Here is an 18,582-nt window from a genome sequence, read left to right as displayed (position 1 = left end):
GCCTAATCCAAGCAATAGATGCATTTGCATATTCCCGCAGGCGGAATCAGGGGACGGCTCCTCAGCCAGGCGCGGGCGTAAAGCCGGCTGATGGAGTCAGCGGACGAACCTCAACGTGACCAGTTGGAAGGGGCGCAGGGCCAGCGTGACGCCGCCATCCCCGGCCGGTGCCACGCCTGGCGCTTCGACGGGCCGTTCCAGCAGGTCAGTGGCATACGCCTTGGCGACCGGGAAATTCGCCGTTAGTAGCCCGGCCGAACGCTGGCCCAGGGACTCGTAAAGCCGGACGATGACATCCCCCGAGCCATCCTCGGCCAGCTTCACGGCCTCGATAACCAGCGCGGCGTTGCCCACGGTGAACAGCGGTTCCGCCGGTTTGGCGCCACGCACCATCCGCGGTGCCAGGTTAGTTCGGTACCCCTCCTCCACGGCCTCGGCGATACCGGCACCCGGGCGGATGGTGACCGTCAGTTCGTGATGTCCGCGGTCAGCGGCGGGATCGGGAAACTTGGGGGCCCGCAGGAGTGATAGCCGGACGGTAGTGGTGGTCCCGCCGTCGTCCTCCCGGATGTTCCTGGTGACGTCATGCCCATAGGTGGACGAGTTGGACACCGCCACGCCGTAGCCCGGTTCGGCCACATGGATCCACCGGTGGGCGCAGATCTCGAACTTGGCAGCTTCCCACGAGGTATTCACGTGCGTGGGCCGGAAGACGTGGCCGAACTGTGTTTCGGAGGCCGAGCGGTCCGCCCGGACATCCAGTGCGAAGCCGAGCTTGAGGAGCTTCTCGCTCTCCTGCCAATCGACGGCCGTAGTGATTTCCAGTGAATCGCTGCCTGGTGCCAGAACGATCCGCTGGGTGACCGGCGAGGACCCTGCGACACGCTCCACCACGACGACGGCGGACTGGCCGTGGGTCTCCACCCGAACAGCCTGGGCCTGGTCCAGCCGCGTGACGTTACGCCGGTAGAACGCGTCGATGTCCCACGCGTCCCACTCGTTGGGGGTGTCCCGGTGCAGTTCCAGCAAGTTGCCGCGCTGGCCGGGCGCTATGGCTTCCCGTCCGCTGGCGTAATCCGAGAGGGACGCGATCAGGCCGTCAGCATCCAGGACTGCGCGGATGACGCCGTTGTCCAGCACGTACCCGCCGTCCTGCTCCAATACCGTCGCTGGTTGTCCGGCTGCCTGCCGTTCAGCAGCACCCAGCGCGGGGACGCCGTCACGGGCGTGGGGGGCGGCGTTGAGCAGGAAATCATGGGGGCCTTCGCCCAGCAAGGCGGCCGCTGCCTCCGCGATCAGGGCTTCGAGGCCGGCGCTGATGGCAGCATAGTTCCTTTCGGCATCCTGGTGGACCCAGGCGATGGAGCTGCCGGGCAGGATGTCGTGGAACTGCTGGAGCAGCACCAGGCGCCAGAGCCGCTTGAGTTCCGCTGCCGGGTAGGTGAATGACCCGCCCGTGCGGACGGTTGCAGTAGCGCACCAGAGTTCGGCCTCGCGGAGCAGGTGCTCGCTGCGGCGGTTGCCGCGCTTGGTCTGGGCCTGGCTGGTGTAGGTGCCGCGGTGGAGCTCAAGGTACATTTCACCCACCCACACGGGAAGGGCGCTGTACTCCTCCTCGGCCTCGGCAAAGAAGCTCTCGGCGGAGCCCACCCTGACCTTGGGCGATCCTTCAAGGTCAGCGGTGCGGTGGGCGGCGGCCAGCATCTCGCGCGTAGGCCCGCCGCCGCCGTCGCCATAGCCGAACGGAACCAGGGAGGTGGTGCCGCGCCCGTGGTCGCGGTAGTTGCGTTCGGCATGCGCCAAATCCCGCGCGCTGAGCTCGGAGTTGTAGGTGTCCACTGGCGGGAAGTGCGTAAAGAGCCGCGTCCCGTCGATCCCTTCCCAGTTGAACGTGTGGTGCGGCATCCGGTTGATCTGGTTCCAGGAGATCTTTTGCGTGAGGAACCAGCGGCTGCCTGCCGATTTGACGATCTGCGGCAGTGCGGCTGAGTAGCCGAAGGAATCGGGTAGCCAGGCCTCACGGCATTCAATGCCGAACTCGTTGAGGAAGAAGCTCTTGCCTTCGACGAACTGCCGGGCCATGGCTTCGCCGCCGGGCATATTGGTATCCGATTCCACCCACATTCCGCCCACCGGCACGAACTGGCCGGCCTTGACCTTCTCCCGGATACGGCCAAACAGCTCCGGGTAAAACTCTTTCATCCAGGCAAGCTGCTGGGCGGAGGAGCAGGAGAACACAAAGTCAGGGTCCTCGTCCATCAGCGCCACGACGTTGGAGAATGTCCGGGCACATTTTCGGATGGTTTCCCGCACGGGCCAGAGCCAGGCGGAGTCGATATGGGCGTGTCCGGTGGCCACCAACTGGTGCGCCGAGGCATAGGCCGGCCTGGAAAGCACCTCTGCCAGCACCTGGCGCCCGGCTGCGGCCGTTCCGGCAATGTTGTCCGGGTCCATGGCGTCCATCATCCGTTCGAGCGCGCGGAGGATTTCGTGGCGCCGCGGCTGCTCCATGGGCAGCTCATGCATCAGCCCTGAAAGGGTCCAGATGTCCTGCTGGAGCTCCCACACCGTCTGGTTGAGTTCCGCGATGGCGATGTGGCCAAGGCGGTACTGCGGCGCAGTGCCTGCTGTCGCCTTGTCTCCGTAAGGAGTGGCCGCGAAGGTCCAGCCCTGCGCGACGTCGGGGTTGGCCGCAGCCTCAACGTAGAAGTCCACGGCCATGCCGCTGCCAAGAAGTTTGAGCGGGATGTACTGGTTCCGCGGCGAGATGGCCTTGATGATGGTGCCATCCGGGCGCCAAGCGATCCCCTCGCACTGGAAGCCTGGCGCCTCGGTGGTGAAACCAAGGTCCACCACGATTTCAACTGTGGTGTCAGGATCGGTTCCCCAGGACTGCGGGACGTCGCCCTGCAGCCTGAGCCACTTCGTCCCCCAGGGTTTGCCCCACGCGGCACCCGGCTCCTGGGGCACGAAGTCGTGCCGCAGCGCCTCCATCACGGTCACGGGCTCGTCCGGAACGTCCCAGGTGCTGAGGTTCAGTGGGACGGTGCGTGTGTAGACAGCGGGGATGATCCGTTCGCGCACGAAACGGTCCAGGCGGACTTCCGTGATCCGGCGGTCGTCATGCAATGTAAGCCCTCTTTAACGCTTGAAACTGGATCAAAGTGTCCATTCGATGGATAAAATCTACTGCGTCGTAGCTTAATAACCAAGCCTCGGCGGGGCCGGCTGCGTGCCAGTTGCTTATCCTCGAAGTTCCGCGGGATCCTCGGCCGGCACAGGGACGGTGATCCTGTGCTGCCCGGCGTAAACGTTCAGGCTTGTCCCCCGGCTGAACCCTGCCAAGGTCATTCCGGACGCCTCGGCGAGTTCTACCGCGAGGCTGGAGGGCGCGCTCACGGCAGCCAGCACCGGGATGCCAGCCAGGGCCGCTTTCTGGACGAGCTCGAAGGACGCCCGCCCGGATACCTGGAGCACCAGTCCGGACAGCGGAAGCATCCGTTCCCGCAACGCCCAGCCCACCACCTTATCCACGGCATTGTGCCGGCCAACATCCTCGCGCAGGCACAAAAGCTGCACCCCGCCGTCGTCCTCTACCCTGAACAGCCCGGCGGCGTGCACTCCCCCGGTGACGTCGAACACCGCCTGCGCCTCGCGGAGACGGTCCGGCAGCGACGCGAGGACTTCCGCAGGCACCGAGACCGGATCCGCGGCAGGGCTGTAGTGCGATGACTTCCGCACGGCATCGATCGAATCCGTGCCGCAGATGCCGCACGAACTGGACGTATAGACGTTACGGCCGATCGTCGGGACGTCCACGTCCGGACGCAGCTGTGCCTCCACGACATTGAACGTCTGCACGCCGTTTTCGTCCTCCCCGGCACAGAACCGCAGCGACACCAGCTGCTCAGGAGTCCAGATGATCCCCTCGGACACCAGGAAACCGGCAACGAGGTCAAAGTCGTCGCCTGGAGTGCGCATCGTGACGGAGAAGGACAGGGAGCCCAACCGGATCTCCAGGGGTTCCTCCACGGCCAGGGTGTCTTCCCTGTGCCGTATGGGGAACTCGAGGGCCTGGGGGGACCCGTCCAGCACGTACCGGTGGACCTTGCGGCGCTGCGTCACACGGCCCATAGCTGTGCCCCGTCCTGCCGGCGGAAGCCCTGCAGTATGTCCCGTTGCTGCCGTCGATGGCCAAGGTGCCTGTTCATGACTCCATCATTGCAAGGGCAAGGGCACTAAGCCAGCGGCGCCACGGTCAGCCCAGGAGTGCGCTCCAGTCCACGGGGCCTGCCGGTGCCGCGGGCTTGGAGCCGGCCTTCCGGGCAGCCCGTGCAGGGGTCTTGGCTTTGGTGCCGGATTTTTCTCCGGTGGCGAGCGGCGGCCCCCACGGCAGCGCGAAGGCCGGGACTGCTTCACCGAGCTGCACCCCGTGGGGCGGCACCACCATCACACCGTGGGCGGACGCCAACCCCCGCATCATGCCGGGGCCGGTGTGCTGGGCCGGCGACGCCATGCCATACAGCAGCCGGAACGGCATCAGCCGGGTACGGCCGGGATCCGGCTCGATGGTGGTTCCGGAGGGGACTTCCTGTATTTCCGGCATGGACCCGTGGCCAAGTGCCGCGAGTAACGGCGCGCCTACGGTGGACAACGCCATCATGGCGGCCAGGGGGTTTCCGGGCAGCCCGAGGACAAACCGTCCGTCGGGCAGCTCCGCGAGGACAGCGGGATGGCCGGGCCGCATGGCGATCCCGTCGATGACCAGCCTTCCACCCAGTTCGGCGACGGCCTGGCGCAGGTGGTCGGTTCCTGATCTGCCGGTACCGCCGGTGGTGATGACGACGTCGGCAGGCACGACGGCGGGAACCTCACCGCCGGGCTCGGCGACGTCTTCCAAGGCAGTGAGCCAGTCTTCGTAGGAGTCGCCGATCTTTTCCTGCCCGGCGGGAATGCCCCCCAGCATTTCCACGACTGCAGCCAGCTGGGGGCCAAATGTGTCACGGACCTGCCCGGGCGCCGGCAGTCCATGGGTCACCACTTCGGAGCCGGTCAGCAGGAGTTTGACCACCGGCTTGCCTTGCACCAGGAGGTCGTCATGGCCGGAAAGGGCCGCCACGGCAAGGTGGGCGGGATTGAGGGTAACGCCTGCCTTGACAAGCACGTCACCCACAGCCGCTTCCTCCCCGGCTTTCCTGATGTGCTGGCCGTTCTTCGGCTCGCCGGGGCGGGCGCCGCCGCCAACCATCAGGACCGGGAGGCCGTCGTCGTCAGTGCCCAGCACAGCGCTTTCGCTGCGGAGCACGGCTTTGGCACCGGCGGGGATCAGGCCACCTGTGACGATGGGGCTGGCCTGGTGCGGCGCCAGCCGCTGCCCGGCCTCGGCCAGGATCCAGGGGCCGCTGCCGTTGACCGCCCAGCCATCCATGGCGGACGAGGCGTAGTGCGGCATCTCCTGGAGGGCTGTGATGTCCTCGGCAAGCGTCCGGCCAAGGGCCTGCTGCAACGGAACGCGTCCCGGGGGTATCGGCACGGCGCAATCGAACGCTGCCTGGCGGGCCTCTTCCCAGGTGTGGGCCAGATGCCTGGTTTTTTCGTCGTGAGTGTCCTGCCTAAGTGCGTCGTCGTTGTCGCCGGGGGCAGCCGTCATTCGCGCGGAGTCCCGGCGGATTCAGAATCATAGTCCACGGCCAGGGACCGTGCCACGTCCATGGCAGCGGACATGGACGCGGTGTCCGGCGCCTTCCCCGAGCCTGAGGCCAGGCCGGCGGCGAAGCCTGCGATAAAGGTGGTCAGGGGCGCTGCGGGCCGCACTACCGAATGTGCAGCCACTCCGGCGAGCGAGAGGATGGCGTTGACGTCTATCTGGACGTCCTCGAGTTCGTAGGCCTGAAGGAGCGCCCTGCACCATTCTTCCAGCGTCTCATCCTGGCTCTTCACTGTATGCCTCCCATTCAACTGCGGCCATGCAGGTCCGGTACCTCATCGTGGTTCCCGGCCGGCCACTCCAAGCGCGGCGGCATCATCCCACGTGTCTACGTCATCCGTAGAGCCCGCCGGGACGGTGACAAGCTGCACGTCCAGCCTAGCAAGGAGAGCGGATACTGAGCCGTTCATTAAGGCCCCGCGGGAGTCAAGGTCCTGCACTGAACGGTGGAGTGCGGGAGTGCTGTAAAAGCCCACCAGGGGTTGGCGGTGGCCGTCCGGCGAAACGGCCATGGCGCCGTCGCCAGGACCAAGCGACCGCCGAAGGGCATCAATGGCCTGGCCCACCCTGGGCATGTCGCAGGCCAGCAAGAGCGTGAAGGGAGGACGCGGCCCCGCGGTTCCATCGAGCGCGGCCAACCCTGCTGCAATGGCCGACGCCGGACCGGCAAACGGCGGTTCTTCCCGGCACGTGAGGACCCCCTCGGGCAGGGGTCCCGGGTCCGGGCCGACCACCACGACCCCCCGGGCACCCCCGGCTGCTGCGAGGGACCGCTGCAGGAGGGTGGCGCCGTCGTAAATCAATGACTGCTTGGGGACGCCACCCAGACGGGACGAACGGCCGCCCGCAAGGATTACCGCGTCAAATTCGTATGTATCAGGAGCCACCACTCCAGCCTAGCGGGGCGGGTGTTATCCGTGCTTTCAGCCGGGTCAGGCAGCCCGTTCAGGCAACAGGAAGGGATCCCACGCCGGTGTGGGTTTCTCCAGCTCCTTGATTTGCCAGATGGTCCCATGCGGTGGTTCCGGGGTGAACCGGAGCTTCCACCCCATCTCCCCCGGCGTGTGGTCGCCTTTGACGTTGTTGCAGCGCAGGCAGGCGGCCACGAGGTTTTCCCAGGAATCTGCACCGCCGCGGGACTTGGGCTGGACGTGGTCAATGGTGTGGGCTGCTTTTCCGCAGTAGGCGCACCGGTGTCCGTCCCGGCGCAGCACGCCACGGCGGCTCACGGCGGTGGTCTGGTTGTACCGGGGGCGGATGTAGCGGTTCAGGAGGATCACGGACGGGCGGCCCAGAATCTCCTGTGGCCCCACTACAGGGTCCTCGCCTTCGGCTACAACGCTTGCCTTCCCCGTGAGCACAAGGACCAGCGCCCGGCGGAAGGTGATTACCGCCAGCGGTTCATATCCAGCATTCAGAACGAGAGTGCGCATGCACGTACCTCTTCACGGCCGCACCCGTCAGGGGCGCGAGGGCCGGCTGCCCTCGGCATGTCCGGGCTATGGATCGACACCACAAGAGTAAACAAAGAAACCCGGGATCAACTAATCCATGGTTTCGGGGTGCGCCCGTGTCGATCGCCTCTTACCGGGTCTGGGCCGGGCTGCGCCGTTAAAGCGCAAGGACCCCCGCCGTAGGGCGGGGGTCCTTGCCAAGCGTTGCTAGGGAAACTAGCTGACGCGGATGAAAACCGGGCCGGAGCCAACGTTGGCGCTGAAAACAACGGTCTGGTTGCCGTTGTAGCCACCGTGTACGGCCTGGCCGTTGCCGGCGTAGACAGCTACGTGGGCAACGCCCGCACCACCATCGGCGTAGTAGATCAGGTCGCCGGGCTGGGCCTCGGCGGCACTCACGGTCTGGCCCAAGGACAGGTAGCCTGCAGGCCAGTCGTGGAAGTTGATGCCCACAGCGGCCAGGGAGTTGGTGACCAGCATGGTGCAGTCCTGGTTGACGCCCAGCTGGGCGTAGGCTGCGGACAGGATGGCCTGGCCCTTGCTGCTGGCCGCCACAGGTGCCTTCGGAGCTGCAGCCGCTACCTTGACAGTGGTAACAGCCTGGGCGGCGGGTGCGGGAGCCGCAACCTCAACCTCAGGCTCAGGTTCCGGCGCTTCAACCACGGGAGCCGGCGTGGTGGTCACCGCGGGCTTCTCGTAGGAGATGGCAATGGTGGAAGCGGCCGAAATGACTGCCGGAGCGGCAACCTCAACCTCAAGGTTGGAAGCAGAAGCCGATTCGCGCTGAACGTTGGTGTCTGCAGCGTTGGCGGCGATACCACTGGTCAGGACCAGGCCGGAGGCAGCAGCGATAACCGCGGCCTGGCGACCCATGCCACCGGCGTTGTCGCCGAGGGCCTTGGCAATGACAGCCAGCGAGTTGGTCGTGGTGACCTCCGCGCGGTGCCGTGCAGCAATTGCACGTGTAGTCATTATTTCTCTCTTTCGTTTTCCTCAGGACCGCACAGGCAGGCCAAGGGCTTTGGGTGCGCCGGCATCTTGGGGGTACGCCGGCACACCCCGAACGGGGATTTTGCGAAAAGTGTTCTAGCGGGCGCGGTTCTTCTACTTCAGGGTGTAGAAGGATCCGCCGCCCGTGGAGGCCACGGAGTGCAGCAGCGTTCCCTGTGACGGGTTCAGGGCGCTGATCATCATGCCGTTGCCAACGTAGATGCCTACGTGTGCGCCGCCATTCTGCATAACAAGGTCACCGGGAGACGGTGTTGACGTGGGGGTCATTGCCGTCCACGCGTTTACACGGGGAATGCTGATGCCTGCCTGGGCGTACACCCACTGGGTGAAGCCGGAGCAGTCCCACCCGCTGGGCGAGGTGCCGCCCCAGACGTAGGGGTGGCCGATTCCGGTGTAGGCGATTGCGGCCAGGCCGGAGGCGGCCGCGGAAGATACCGCGTCCGTCAGCTTGCTGGCTGCGGGGGCCTTTGCATCTGCTGCCCGTTCCGTGTCAGTGGACTGTGCACGGACCGTTTCGACCTTCGGGGCCGGCGTGGTCTTAACCACGGGGCGTTCGAAGGAGACGGTGGCGGTGGGGGCAGCGGTGACGGCAAGCGCCGTCTGCGAGCCGGACTCGGTGGAGGCGGAAACGCCAGCGGTGGTGTCCGCTGCGTTGGCCGGAAGCCCCATGCTCAGGATCAGACCTGATGCAGCTGCGATGACAGCAGCTTGGCGACCGACGGTCCCGGCATTTGCACTGACAGCCTTGGACACGGGGCCCAACGGGTTGGTGCGAACCGTTTGTGCGCGGTGACGCGCAGAATTATGGCGTGAAGACACGAAGGTAGCCTCTCCCAATGCCTACGAGGTGAGCTGTCGGATTCGGATGGGAGTTCACCCGGCCACGCCGCTTCCACAGGAAGCTTTGCGACTTAACCCCAAGGCCTTCGAACTTCAAAGGCCAAAATTGGTTCCCCCGCCCCTGCCAGACGATGTCATGCGAACGGACCTTGAGCGGTGGCAGAGCTAGGCAATCCACTCAAGAACGTCAACTTCGGAAAAGTTGACGCAAGTTAGACGGTACAGCAGTTCAGAGCGAATGTCACATTCAGGTCACGGCATGTCACGCAAATGTGAGAGTTTTCCATCAGTTGGGCTAGAGCCAGCCGGTGGGGTCAACGACTTCGCCATTGACCTGGACCTCGAAATGGAGGTGGCAGCCTGTGGAGGCGCCGGTGGTGCCGCTGAGCGCCACTACCTCACCTCGGCTGACCGTTTGGCCAACCTTGACGTTGAAGGAAGACAGGTGGTTATACGTCGTTTCAAGGCCGTTGCCGTGGTCCACGACCACGCGGTTACCTCCGCCAAACTGGTGCCATCCCGCAAAGGTCACAGTGCCGCTGGCGGCCGCCAGGACGGACGTGCCGCACTGTGCCACGTAGTCCTGGCCGCGGTGGAAGTCACCGGAGCCGCCAGTGATAGGACTCACGCGATAGCCGAATGGGGAGGCCGTAACCAGGCTCGCCAGCGGAGCACCGAGGCTGCCGGCGGAGGCGGCCCGGGTGATGGACCCCGCCGACTGGGCGCTCAAGAGTTGCTTGAGCTTGCCGTCCGGATCACCCATGGTGACTACGGATGAGCGGCTGAAGTCGATTTTTGCAGCTGCTTCGGCAGAGATTTCAGGCTGTGGAGCTGCGGAAACAGCCGATGTCTGCTGACCGGCGTCCGGCGTGGCCAGGACGGGACTGGTGGCAGGGACGGTGACTGTGAGCACCAGGCCGGTGGCCGCGAGGGCGATACCGGCCTTTTGGCCCACCCCACTGGCCGCTGCGAAGTCAGTGATTTGCCGGAAGGGTCCCCGGCGGCGGCGCGCATCGCGCTGTGGATCCCGGGGCCTGTCCGCGGCCACAGCTGCCGCAACGCGGGGCGCTGCTGCGGGGCCCGCTGCGCGGCGGCGGCCCCTGGAATTCTGCATGGTCAAGAACGGTTCCTCTCTGGAAAGCCTGCGAAGTTAGCTGTCGGATTCGGGTCAGAGAGTTCATAGACCCGGTCCGCCGTAAGCAAGCTTCGGCGCAGAGATATCCCGTGAGGATCCTTCGCTGGAAGAGGCTTGCTGCTGACGGACTTCACCCCAAGGCAGCCTTGCGACTGCCGGTTGTGGTTCCCCCGCCTCTGCCAGTTGGTGACTCGTACTACTGATCTGCTGGCAGAGCTCGGCTCCAGATCAGGTAACGCTTTTGTATCGACGCTTGGCGTTAACTATAGGCGATTAAGCCGGACAGTAACAATTCCGTTATCTTTGCTTAAAGCCTATTCATTGGGGTAATTCGTCCCCCGGACCCGGGCGCTTCGTCAGGGGTCAGCGGACGGATACGAAAACGTGCGCCGCCACTTCGGGAGGAAGCTCCAGCGCCCCTTCGATCCCGGGGACCCGGACCGAAATGTAGTCTCCCACGCGCTCCAGCGAAATCGGGGCGCCCGGCCGGATCCCGCCCTCGTCCAGCTGGGTCAGCAGCTCAGGGTCCACCTGGATGGGTTCTGCCAGCCTGCTGACAACCACGGTGGATCCGGGGCCATAGCCCTTCATGGCTTCCAGGAGATTAATCACACCGTCCGTGAAGGGCGACGACGCCTGGCCTCCCAATGCCGCCAGGCCGGGGATGGGATTGCCATAGGGCGATTCAGTGGGGTGGTTCAGCATTTCGTAGATGCGCCGCTCGACGCGCTCACTCATCACGTGCTCCCAGCGGCACGCTTCGTCATGGACGTACGCCCAGTCCAGGCCGATCACATCCGCCAGGAGGCGCTCCGCGAGCCGGTGCTTGCGCATGACCTCGGTGGCCCGTTTACGCCCGGTTTCCGTCAGTTCCAGGTGGCGGTCTCCGGAGACCACCACCAGGCCGTCGCGTTCCATCCGGCCAATCGTTTGGGACACCGTGGGTCCGGAGTGCCGCAGCCGTTCGGCAATGCGGGCGCGAAGAGCAACGATGTTCTCTTCCTCAAGCTCCAAAATGGTCCGAAGATACATCTCCGTAGTATCGATCAGATCCGTCATCCAGCTCAGCTCCTCGAGCGCATTACCTTGCGTTGTCCCACCGTATCGCGTACCGACAGCGACGTAGTCCGTTGAAAAGCTTAGCCTATTTTGAATTTGTCCGGATAATTCCTACGGCCCCTCCGGCCTGTCTCAATGGCTGGACTATGACGTAGCCGGTTCCCGCCGAATCAGCGGTTCAGGCAGAATATAGGAGGTCCTCGTTGCGGTCACTGACGACTGCCGGCCACCCCACCGTCCCGGACATGTGTCACGTCCACGCCGAATTGGAGCCCTTGTGAGCGAAAACAGCATCACTATTCCTGCCGACCTCCTGCCCAAGGACGGACGGTTCGGCGCAGGACCTTCCAAGGTCAGGCCGGAACAGATTGAAGCACTCTCGGCGGCATCCACGACCATTCTGGGCACGTCCCACCGCCAGGCTCCGGTCAAGAACCTTGTCGGTTCGGTCCGCGAAGGCCTGAGCCAGTTCTTCCGTGCCCCTGACGGGTACGAGGTAGTACTGGGCGTGGGCGGTTCCACAGCATTCTGGGATATTGCCAGCTTTGGCCTCGTTGAGAAGAAGGCCCAGCACCTGTCCTTCGGCGAATTCGGCTCCAAGTTTGCCTCAGCCACCAACAAGGCGCCGTTCCTGGACGCCTCCTCGATCATCAAGTCCGAGCCAGGTACGCGGCCGGTTGCCCAGGCCGAGGCGGGCGTTGACGTCTACGCCTGGCCGCAGAACGAGACCTCCACCGGTGTTTCGGCGCCCGTGAAGCGCGTCTCCGGTGTGGATGAGGGCGCGCTCGTCCTGGTGGACGCCACGTCCGCCGCAGGTGGCCTGGACGTTGATGTTGCCGAGGCAGACGTGTACTACTTCGCACCGCAGAAGAACTTCGCGTCCGACGGCGGCCTGTGGCTGGGCCTCTTTTCCCCGGCAGCGCTGGAGCGTGCCGCCAGGATCAAGGCCAGCGACCGCTGGATCCCCGACTTCCTGGACCTCCAGACGGCGATCGAGAACTCCCGCCTGAACCAGACCTACAACACGCCGTCGCTCTCCACCCTGGTGACCCTGGATGCCCAGGTGCAGTGGCTGAACAGCAACGGCGGCCTGGACTTCGCGTCGGCCCGTACAGCGGACTCTGCCGGCCGGATTTACAGCTGGGCTGAGGCTTCCGGGTTTGCCACGCCTTTCGTGGCCAAGGCAGAGGAGCGCTCAAACGTTATCGCGACGATCGACTTTGACGACTCCATCGACGCCACTGCCGTTGCCAAGGTGCTGCGTGCCAACGGCATTGTGGACACGGAGCCTTACCGCAAGCTGGGCCGCAACCAGCTCAGGATCGCCACCTTCGTGGCAATCGAACCGGCAGATGTCTCGGCGCTGCTGGCCTGCATCGACTTCGTGGTGGGCGAACTGCGCAAGTAGCCCCCCCATCCACTCATCGATTGCTCCGTAGGCGCCCTTTTGGGGGCCCTAAAGGGCGCCTACGGAGCAATCGATGGGTAGGGGGCGTCAGGACGCCTGGGGCAATATCGGGCCCTTAACGCTCGACGGCGCCGTCCGGACTTTGGTCCCGGACGGCGCCGTCTGCGTTTTAGTGTGAGTCGCGTGTCTGCCCGCCGATTATTCGGCGTCAGGCTCGTCAGCGTCAGGCTCTTCGGCGTCTTCAGCGTCCGCGTCCTCCGCGAGGGTCCCTTCGCCATCCAACGCTTCCGGGCCAGGCACATTGGTGTCCGGACCTTCCTCGATGTCCGGTGCCCCAACCACCTCCGGGGCTTCGGCGTCCTGGGCGTCCTCCGGGCGCACGCGTTCTGCCCAAGGCACCCACTCGGGGGCAAGGATGGAGTCCTCTGAGGGCAGCAGTCCAAGTTCACTGACCGTGACCACCTTGGACCGCGAGTTACGCGTCAGGACGGCAAACCACTGCCACCCCTGGTATCCGGGCAGGCGCGACTCAAAGAGGTGCGTCACCAGGCGGTCGCCCTCACTCTTGGCACCGAGGTGGGCGCCTATTGTCGAGGCCGCAGTGATGCCTTCAACGGCGGTCCGGGCTACGTCAACTGCGCCGGCGAGGAAGGCGTCCGGTTTTCCGATACGCCAGACGGGGACACCCGCACGGCGCTTGGTTTCGGTGGCGGCGGGGGCGGCCTTCGCCGCGGCTCCCGCTGACGGTTCGACGGCGGCGCCTGCCTGATCCGCTGCCGCGGGGTCCGGCTGTTCAGCTTCCGGGTTCATCAGCAGGCCTAAACGTCCAGCTCGTCGGCAACCTTACGCAGGGCTGCGGCGATGGCCTTGCCCTTGTTGCCTTCCGGGTACTTGCCGGCGGACAGGGTGCCGGAGAGGTTGTCCAGCACGCTGACGAGGTCCTGCACCAGTGGTGCCAGGTCTTTGGCGCTGGGCCGCTTGGCTTTGGCGATGGACGGCGTCTTATCCAGGACGCGCAGGCCCAGGGCCTGGGCCCCCTTGCGGCCGTCGGCAACGCCGAACTCCACCCGGGTTCCAGCCTTCAGCTCAGTAATGCCCTCAGGCAGCGATGATTTGGGCAGGAACACTTCCTGGCCGTCCTCGCCCGCGAGGAATCCGAAACCCTTTTCCTTGTCATACCACTTGACCTTGCCGGTAGGCACGTAATCAACCTTCTTCGTTCTGACGTCTTGAGACACGACCGGCAGTCACCGCATCCGCATTGATATGCGGGTTCAGGGTATGACTGCCCGGGCCGAGTTGGTCTGTTACTTCAAGGTTATCCTGCCGCACGCCCGAATCCTGCTTTCCCTCCTTCACACCATCGCCTGCCGAAGGACTGTTAGCGTTACGTCCATGACACCCTCGCGTTACCGGCGTCCCCTGATGATCTGTGCGGCAGCGGTCGCCTTGCTCTCACTGATGGCAGTGGGCGCGGTGATGGCGCTGGCCTTTGCCGGCTCGGCAGCCCCCGTGTGGGTCACCTCCACGGCCCTCTACGGCCTGCCGCTGGCCTTCCTGCTGATGCTTTTCCTGATCCTGGACAGCGTGGCGGGACGGCGCCGGGCAGGAAAGTCCGGCGGACGGTAACGTTGGACTGATGTCCCTTATCCGCGCGCTGAGCAAAGAGCTGGAGGCACGCAGCGACGAGTCGTTGCGGGCACTGTTCGCCGCGCGGCCGGACCTTATCTCGCCTGCCGTTCCGGACTTTTCCGCCCTCGCGGCGCGTGCCAGCGCCAGGGTAAGTGTCCAGCGGGCACTGGAACGCCTGAACAAACCGCAGATGCAGGTCCTGGAGACCCTCCATCTCTGCACCAATACGGACACGGCCCACAGCGCCTGCGCCGCCGGGCTGCGGAAGTTCATTCCCGGTGCTTCGGTGGCCACCGTAGACCGGATCCTGGCCTCCCTTCAGGACCTCGCGCTCGTACACCGGGCGGATCCCCCGCACGGAACAACCCCTACCGGACACCGTCAGCGCTTCTACCTCCCGGTGGGGTCCCTTCGGGATGTCGTGGGCATCTACCCGGCCGGGCTGGGCCGGAGCTACACGGAACTGGTCCGCCTGCAGCCGGCGTTCGCCCAGCGCGTGGTACAGCTGGTTGCCGAGTTGCACCGCAGCGGCGTGCCCGTCCAGGAAGCCACCACGCCTATGGAAGCAGCGCTTGCCCTGCAGCACTGGACGTCGTCGCCGGAGTCGCTGCAGCAGATCCTGGCGGATGCACCGGAACGTACCACGGCGTTACTGGCCCGATTCGGAAACTGGGCCATGGGTGCTGTCCCCCAAGCGCAACGGAAAGCATCCGTGACCAACGAAACCGCCGACGTCGGGCCCGTTGACTGGCTGCTGGCCCGCGGCCTGCTGGTCCCCTTGGACGCGGCCCACGTGGAACTGCCGCACAGCGTGGGCGTGTCCCTCCGGGGCGGTGCGATTATCAACGACTTCACCCTTTCGCCGCCCGTTCCTGAACTCGGCCACACGACAGCTGCACTCCGCCGGAACGCCGCGCTGGGTGCCATTGCGGAAACGCTTCGGCTGGTGGGGGAGCTTCTTTACGCAGTCAGGGAACAGCCACTGGCAACATTGCGCACCGGCGGCGTGGGGGTACGGGAGATGAGGCGGGTCGCGGAAACGCTGCGGATTGAGCAGCATCGTGCGGGCTTGCTGGTGGAGCTCTGTGCCCTATCCGGCCTGATCCGCCTTGATGTGGATTCCTCTGCCTGGGTGCAGCCTCCGGAACTGGAATGGCTGCTCCTGCCGCGGCAGGAGCAATGGCTGTGGCTGGTTAACGCTTGGCTGGCAAGTGAACGCGTCCCGTCTCTGGTGGGCCAGCCCGTCAGTGGGCAGCCGAACGCACCGGCAGTTGCCCATCGCGGCGCAGCCGGCACCACCATCAACGCGCTCTCGGCCGAAGCGCAACGGCCTGATGCTCCCGTTGTCCGGAAAAGGATCCTGGAAATCCTGAACCAACTCACCAATGAGGCCACAGCTCCCGACGCCCACGCCCCCGTCCTGGACGCGGCGGCTGTGCTGCAGCGGGCTGAATGGGAACAGCCCCGGATGGCGCGGCGCTTCAGTTCGCTGATCCGCGGCGTGCTGGCGGAGGCCGACATGCTTGGCCTGACCGGTTCGGGGGCGCTCAGCCAGCTGGGAAGCGCGATCGCCGAGGACAAGCCCGATGAAGCGCTGGGGATCCTCGGTGAGCACCTTCCCGCTGCCCTGAACCACGTGCTGCTCCAGGCCGATCTCACGGCCGTTGCCCCGGGGTACCTCAGTCCCGAGCTCAGCGAAAAACTGCTGTTGATGGCCGACGCCGAAGGGCAGGGTCCGGCAACGATCTACCGGTTTTCTGCTGCATCCGTGCGCCGCGCCTTGGAGGCAGGGCAGGATGCGGCGAGCCTGCTGGGCTTCCTGAGGGAGCACTCCGCCACCGCTGTGCCGCAACCCCTGGAATACCTGGTAGAGGACACGGCCTCGCGCCACGGACGGCTGCGGGTGGGGATGGCCGCGAGCTTTGTCCAGAGCGACGACGAGACCGCCGTGCTGGAGCTGGCCTCCGAATCAAAGGCCTCCGGCCTTGGCCTCGTGAGAATCGCGCCCACAGTGCTCATATCCAAAGCGCCCCCACGCGAAACGGCTCAGGTCCTGCGCAGCATGGGGCTCTCGCCGTCAGTGGAGGAATCCGAACCGTCGGTGGTCCGGCTGCGCCGCACCACGCAGGCACCGGGGAGCACCCGTCCGGTATACACCGCCCCGCGGACCGCGCCGGCCGAAGCGGAGATGGATGCCCAGCTGTCTGTCCTGCGCCATCACAAAACCTCACCCTCCGGCATCCACGATGGCCAGGAAGCGGTGGGAGGACCGGGGGCCGGCGTCCCGCCGTCGTCCGTGCCCCCACCCCAGTCCGGGTCCGGGGAAACCGCAACCCAGCTTGGGCTGGAGACCCTGCAGCGGGCCATCCGGCTCAAGCAGACTGTGAGCATGAATGTCGTGGACGGTGGGGGGAATGCGAGTCTGGAGACGGTTGTTCCCTTATCGGTAAGTGGCGGACGGGTCAGGGTCTTCGATCCGGCGCGGGAGACCGAACGGGTGGTTTCCATCCACCGGATCATTGATATCGAGGCCGCAGGGGAACTGCGCCAGTAAAGGACGCCACCGCGTGAACGACGGACCGCTGATTGTCCAGAGCGATAAGACCATACTGCTTGAGGTGGACCATGAACTGGCCACCGAAGCCCGCCACGCCATTGCCCCGTTCGCCGAGCTCGAGCGCGCCCCGGAACACATGCACAGTTACCGGCTGACGCCGCTGGGCCTGTGGAATGCGCGGGCCGCGGGGCTGGACGCGGAAAAGGTCCTGGACACGCTGCTGAAGTACTCACGCTTCCCGGTGCCGCATTCGCTGCTGATCGACGTCGAAGAGACCATGTCCCGGTACGGGCGGCTGAGGCTGGAAAAGGATCCGCAGCACGGCCTGGTCATGCGCACTGACGACTACCCCGTGCTGGAAGAGGTCATCCGGGCCAAGAAAATCCAGCCCCTGTTGGGGCCACGGATCGACGGCGAAACCATCGTGGTCCATTCCTCCCAGCGGGGCCAGCTCAAGCAGTTGCTGCTGAAAATCGGCTGGCCGGCGGAGGACCTCGCCGGCTATGTGGACGGCACGCCGCACCTGATCGCTTTGAATGAGGACGGCTGGAAGCTGCGCCCCTACCAACGGCTGGCCACGGAAAACTTCTGGGCGGGGGGCAGCGGGGTGGTGGTCCTTCCGTGCGGTGCGGGTAAGACTCTGGTGGGGGCAGCGGCCATGGCCGTCAGTTCCACAACCACCCTCATCCTGGTGACCAACACGGTGGCTGCCCGGCAGTGGAAGGACGAGTTGCTCAAACGCACTTCGCTGACCGAGGACGAGATAGGTGAGTACTCCGGGGCGGTCAAGGAAGTCCGGCCTGTCACCATCGCCACGTACCAGGTCCTCACTACCAAACGCGGCGGACTGTATCCGCATTTGGAGCTCGTGGACGGCAACGACTGGGGCCTGATCATCTACGACGAAGTGCACCTGCTTCCCGCCCCGATCTTCCGCATGACGGCAGACCTGCAGGCACGACGCCGGCTGGGCCTCACCGCTACCCTCGTCAGGGAGGACGGGCGCGAAGGCGAAGTCTTCAGCCTGATCGGGCCCAAGCGGTACGACGCGCCCTGGAAGGACATCGAATCGCAGGGGTACATCGCCCCGGCCGACTGTGTCGAAGTCCGGGTGGACCTCCCCCGCGACGAGCGCGTCGCCTACGCGATGGCAGAGGACGCCGACAAGTACCGGCTGTGCTCCACATCCGAGACCAAGACGCAGATCGTGGAACAGCTCGTAGCCAAGCATGTGGGCGAGCCGCTGCTGGTGATCGGGCAGTACATCGACCAGTTGGACGAAATCGGCGAGCGCCTCAACGCTCCGGTCATCAAGGGCGATACGTCCGTCAAGGAACGGCAGAAGCTCTTCGACGCGTTCCGAGCCGGTGACGTGCAGACACTGGTGGTGTCCAAAGTGGCCAACTTTTCCATCGACCTGCCCGAGGCTTCCGTAGCCATCCAGGTTTCCGGCTCCTTCGGATCCCGCCAGGAGGAAGCGCAGCGGCTGGGCCGCCTGTTGCGTCCTAAGAAAGACGGGCGGGCAGCCCGCTTCTACTCGCTGGTTGCAAGGGACACCCTGGACCAGGATTTCGCGGCCAAGCGCCAGCGGTTTTTGGCCGAGCAGGGCTACGCCTACCGGATCATGGATGCCAAGGATGTAGAGCAGGCCGGATAGGTCTTACGGGGTGCCTGTCGGCACCAAAACCAGGGTCCCTGCATGCGGTGGCAGGGGCCCTGTTTTGACTTTCACGAAGAACACCCACCATCCATCCAGAAAACTCCCAGACTCTGGGAGCA

The 18,582-nt window shown here is 65.3% G+C and carries 16 protein-coding genes and 2 riboswitches; of the genes, 4 read left to right on the top strand and 12 right to left on the bottom strand.

Annotation, left to right across the window (positions count from 1 at the left end; translation table 11 throughout):
- Positions 1–96: 96 nt before the first annotated feature.
- The 10 genes from ACLKOZ_RS00370 to ACLKOZ_RS00325 all read right to left on the bottom strand — a co-directional run bounded on the left by ACLKOZ_RS00370 (position 97) and on the right by ACLKOZ_RS00325 (position 11,206).
- A complete protein-coding gene (locus tag ACLKOZ_RS00370; protein ID WP_436472181.1) occupies positions 97–3,129 on the bottom strand; it encodes an alpha-mannosidase in 3,033 nt (1,010 codons plus the stop codon).
- A gap of 114 nt (positions 3,130–3,243) precedes the next feature.
- Complete coding sequence (fdhD, locus tag ACLKOZ_RS00365) at positions 3,244–4,134, bottom strand: formate dehydrogenase accessory sulfurtransferase FdhD (RefSeq protein WP_436472180.1); 891 nt, start codon at positions 4,132–4,134, stop codon at positions 3,244–3,246.
- 124 nt (positions 4,135–4,258) lie between these two features.
- On the bottom strand, positions 4,259–5,650 hold the full coding sequence (locus ACLKOZ_RS00360) for a molybdopterin molybdotransferase MoeA (protein WP_436472179.1): 1,392 nt from the start codon (positions 5,648–5,650) through the stop codon (positions 4,259–4,261).
- Positions 5,647–5,940, bottom strand: a complete 294-nt coding sequence (locus ACLKOZ_RS00355) for a DUF6457 domain-containing protein (protein ID WP_337346343.1) — start codon at positions 5,938–5,940, stop codon at positions 5,647–5,649. Before ACLKOZ_RS00355 ends, ACLKOZ_RS00360 begins: the two co-directional genes overlap by 4 nt.
- A gap of 42 nt (positions 5,941–5,982) precedes the next feature.
- Positions 5,983–6,594: a molybdenum cofactor guanylyltransferase gene (mobA, locus tag ACLKOZ_RS00350; protein ID WP_436472178.1), complete on the bottom strand. Its 612-nt coding sequence runs from the start codon at positions 6,592–6,594 to the stop codon at positions 5,983–5,985.
- Positions 6,595–6,639: 45 nt separating this feature from the next.
- Complete coding sequence (locus ACLKOZ_RS00345) at positions 6,640–7,140, bottom strand: HNH endonuclease (RefSeq protein WP_066286886.1); 501 nt, start codon at positions 7,138–7,140, stop codon at positions 6,640–6,642.
- Positions 7,141–7,377: 237 nt separating this feature from the next.
- A complete protein-coding gene (locus tag ACLKOZ_RS00340) occupies positions 7,378–8,133 on the bottom strand; it encodes an NlpC/P60 family protein (protein WP_436472177.1) in 756 nt (251 codons plus the stop codon).
- A gap of 132 nt (positions 8,134–8,265) precedes the next feature.
- Complete coding sequence (locus tag ACLKOZ_RS00335) at positions 8,266–8,925, bottom strand: C40 family peptidase (protein WP_376045523.1); 660 nt, start codon at positions 8,923–8,925, stop codon at positions 8,266–8,268.
- A gap of 70 nt (positions 8,926–8,995) precedes the next feature.
- A riboswitch (cyclic di-AMP (ydaO/yuaA leader) is annotated at positions 8,996–9,159 on the bottom strand.
- A 148-nt stretch (positions 9,160–9,307) separates the two neighbouring features.
- Entirely contained in the window at positions 9,308–10,126 is an 819-nt protein-coding gene (locus ACLKOZ_RS00330; RefSeq protein WP_337350430.1) for a M23 family metallopeptidase, read from the bottom strand.
- 10 nt (positions 10,127–10,136) lie between these two features.
- A riboswitch (cyclic di-AMP (ydaO/yuaA leader) is annotated at positions 10,137–10,349 on the bottom strand.
- A 161-nt stretch (positions 10,350–10,510) separates the two neighbouring features.
- A complete protein-coding gene (locus ACLKOZ_RS00325; RefSeq protein ID WP_337346339.1) occupies positions 10,511–11,206 on the bottom strand; it encodes a metal-dependent transcriptional regulator in 696 nt (231 codons plus the stop codon).
- Between the two features lie 277 nt (positions 11,207–11,483).
- Here ACLKOZ_RS00325 and serC point away from each other — a divergent pair, with 277 nt between their 5' ends.
- Positions 11,484–12,614 carry a phosphoserine transaminase gene (serC, locus tag ACLKOZ_RS00320; RefSeq protein WP_436472176.1) on the top strand — a complete coding sequence of 377 codons (1,131 nt, stop codon included), beginning with the start codon at positions 11,484–11,486 and terminating at the stop codon, positions 12,612–12,614.
- Between the two features lie 198 nt (positions 12,615–12,812).
- On the opposite strand, the gene ACLKOZ_RS00315 is transcribed toward serC, so the two are convergent.
- Complete coding sequence (locus ACLKOZ_RS00315; RefSeq protein WP_436472175.1) at positions 12,813–13,424, bottom strand: DUF3027 domain-containing protein; 612 nt, start codon at positions 13,422–13,424, stop codon at positions 12,813–12,815.
- Between the two features lie 8 nt (positions 13,425–13,432).
- Complete coding sequence (locus ACLKOZ_RS00310) at positions 13,433–13,816, bottom strand: cold-shock protein (protein WP_214962901.1); 384 nt, start codon at positions 13,814–13,816, stop codon at positions 13,433–13,435.
- A 193-nt stretch (positions 13,817–14,009) separates the two neighbouring features.
- Here ACLKOZ_RS00310 and ACLKOZ_RS00305 point away from each other — a divergent pair, with 193 nt between their 5' ends.
- Genes ACLKOZ_RS00305 through ACLKOZ_RS00295 form a run of 3 tightly spaced genes read left to right on the top strand, consistent with a single transcriptional unit; the run spans position 14,010 to position 18,460 of the window.
- A complete protein-coding gene (locus ACLKOZ_RS00305; RefSeq protein WP_337346336.1) occupies positions 14,010–14,243 on the top strand; it encodes a hypothetical protein in 234 nt (77 codons plus the stop codon).
- 10 nt (positions 14,244–14,253) lie between these two features.
- Entirely contained in the window at positions 14,254–16,800 is a 2,547-nt protein-coding gene (locus ACLKOZ_RS00300) for a helicase-associated domain-containing protein (RefSeq protein ID WP_436472174.1), read from the top strand.
- A gap of 13 nt (positions 16,801–16,813) precedes the next feature.
- Positions 16,814–18,460 (top strand): DNA repair helicase XPB, encoded by a 1,647-nt coding sequence (locus ACLKOZ_RS00295; RefSeq protein ID WP_337346334.1) that lies wholly within the window; start codon positions 16,814–16,816, stop codon positions 18,458–18,460.
- The last annotated feature ends 122 nt before the right edge of the window (positions 18,461–18,582 follow it).

The sequence above is a fragment of the Arthrobacter sp. R4 genome (genome assembly GCF_051365025.1).
In the GTDB taxonomy this organism is placed as follows: Bacteria; Actinomycetota; Actinomycetes; order Actinomycetales; family Micrococcaceae; genus Arthrobacter.
The sequence above is the reverse complement of the archived record's forward strand: the minus strand, read 5'-3'. Positions and strand labels throughout refer to the sequence as shown.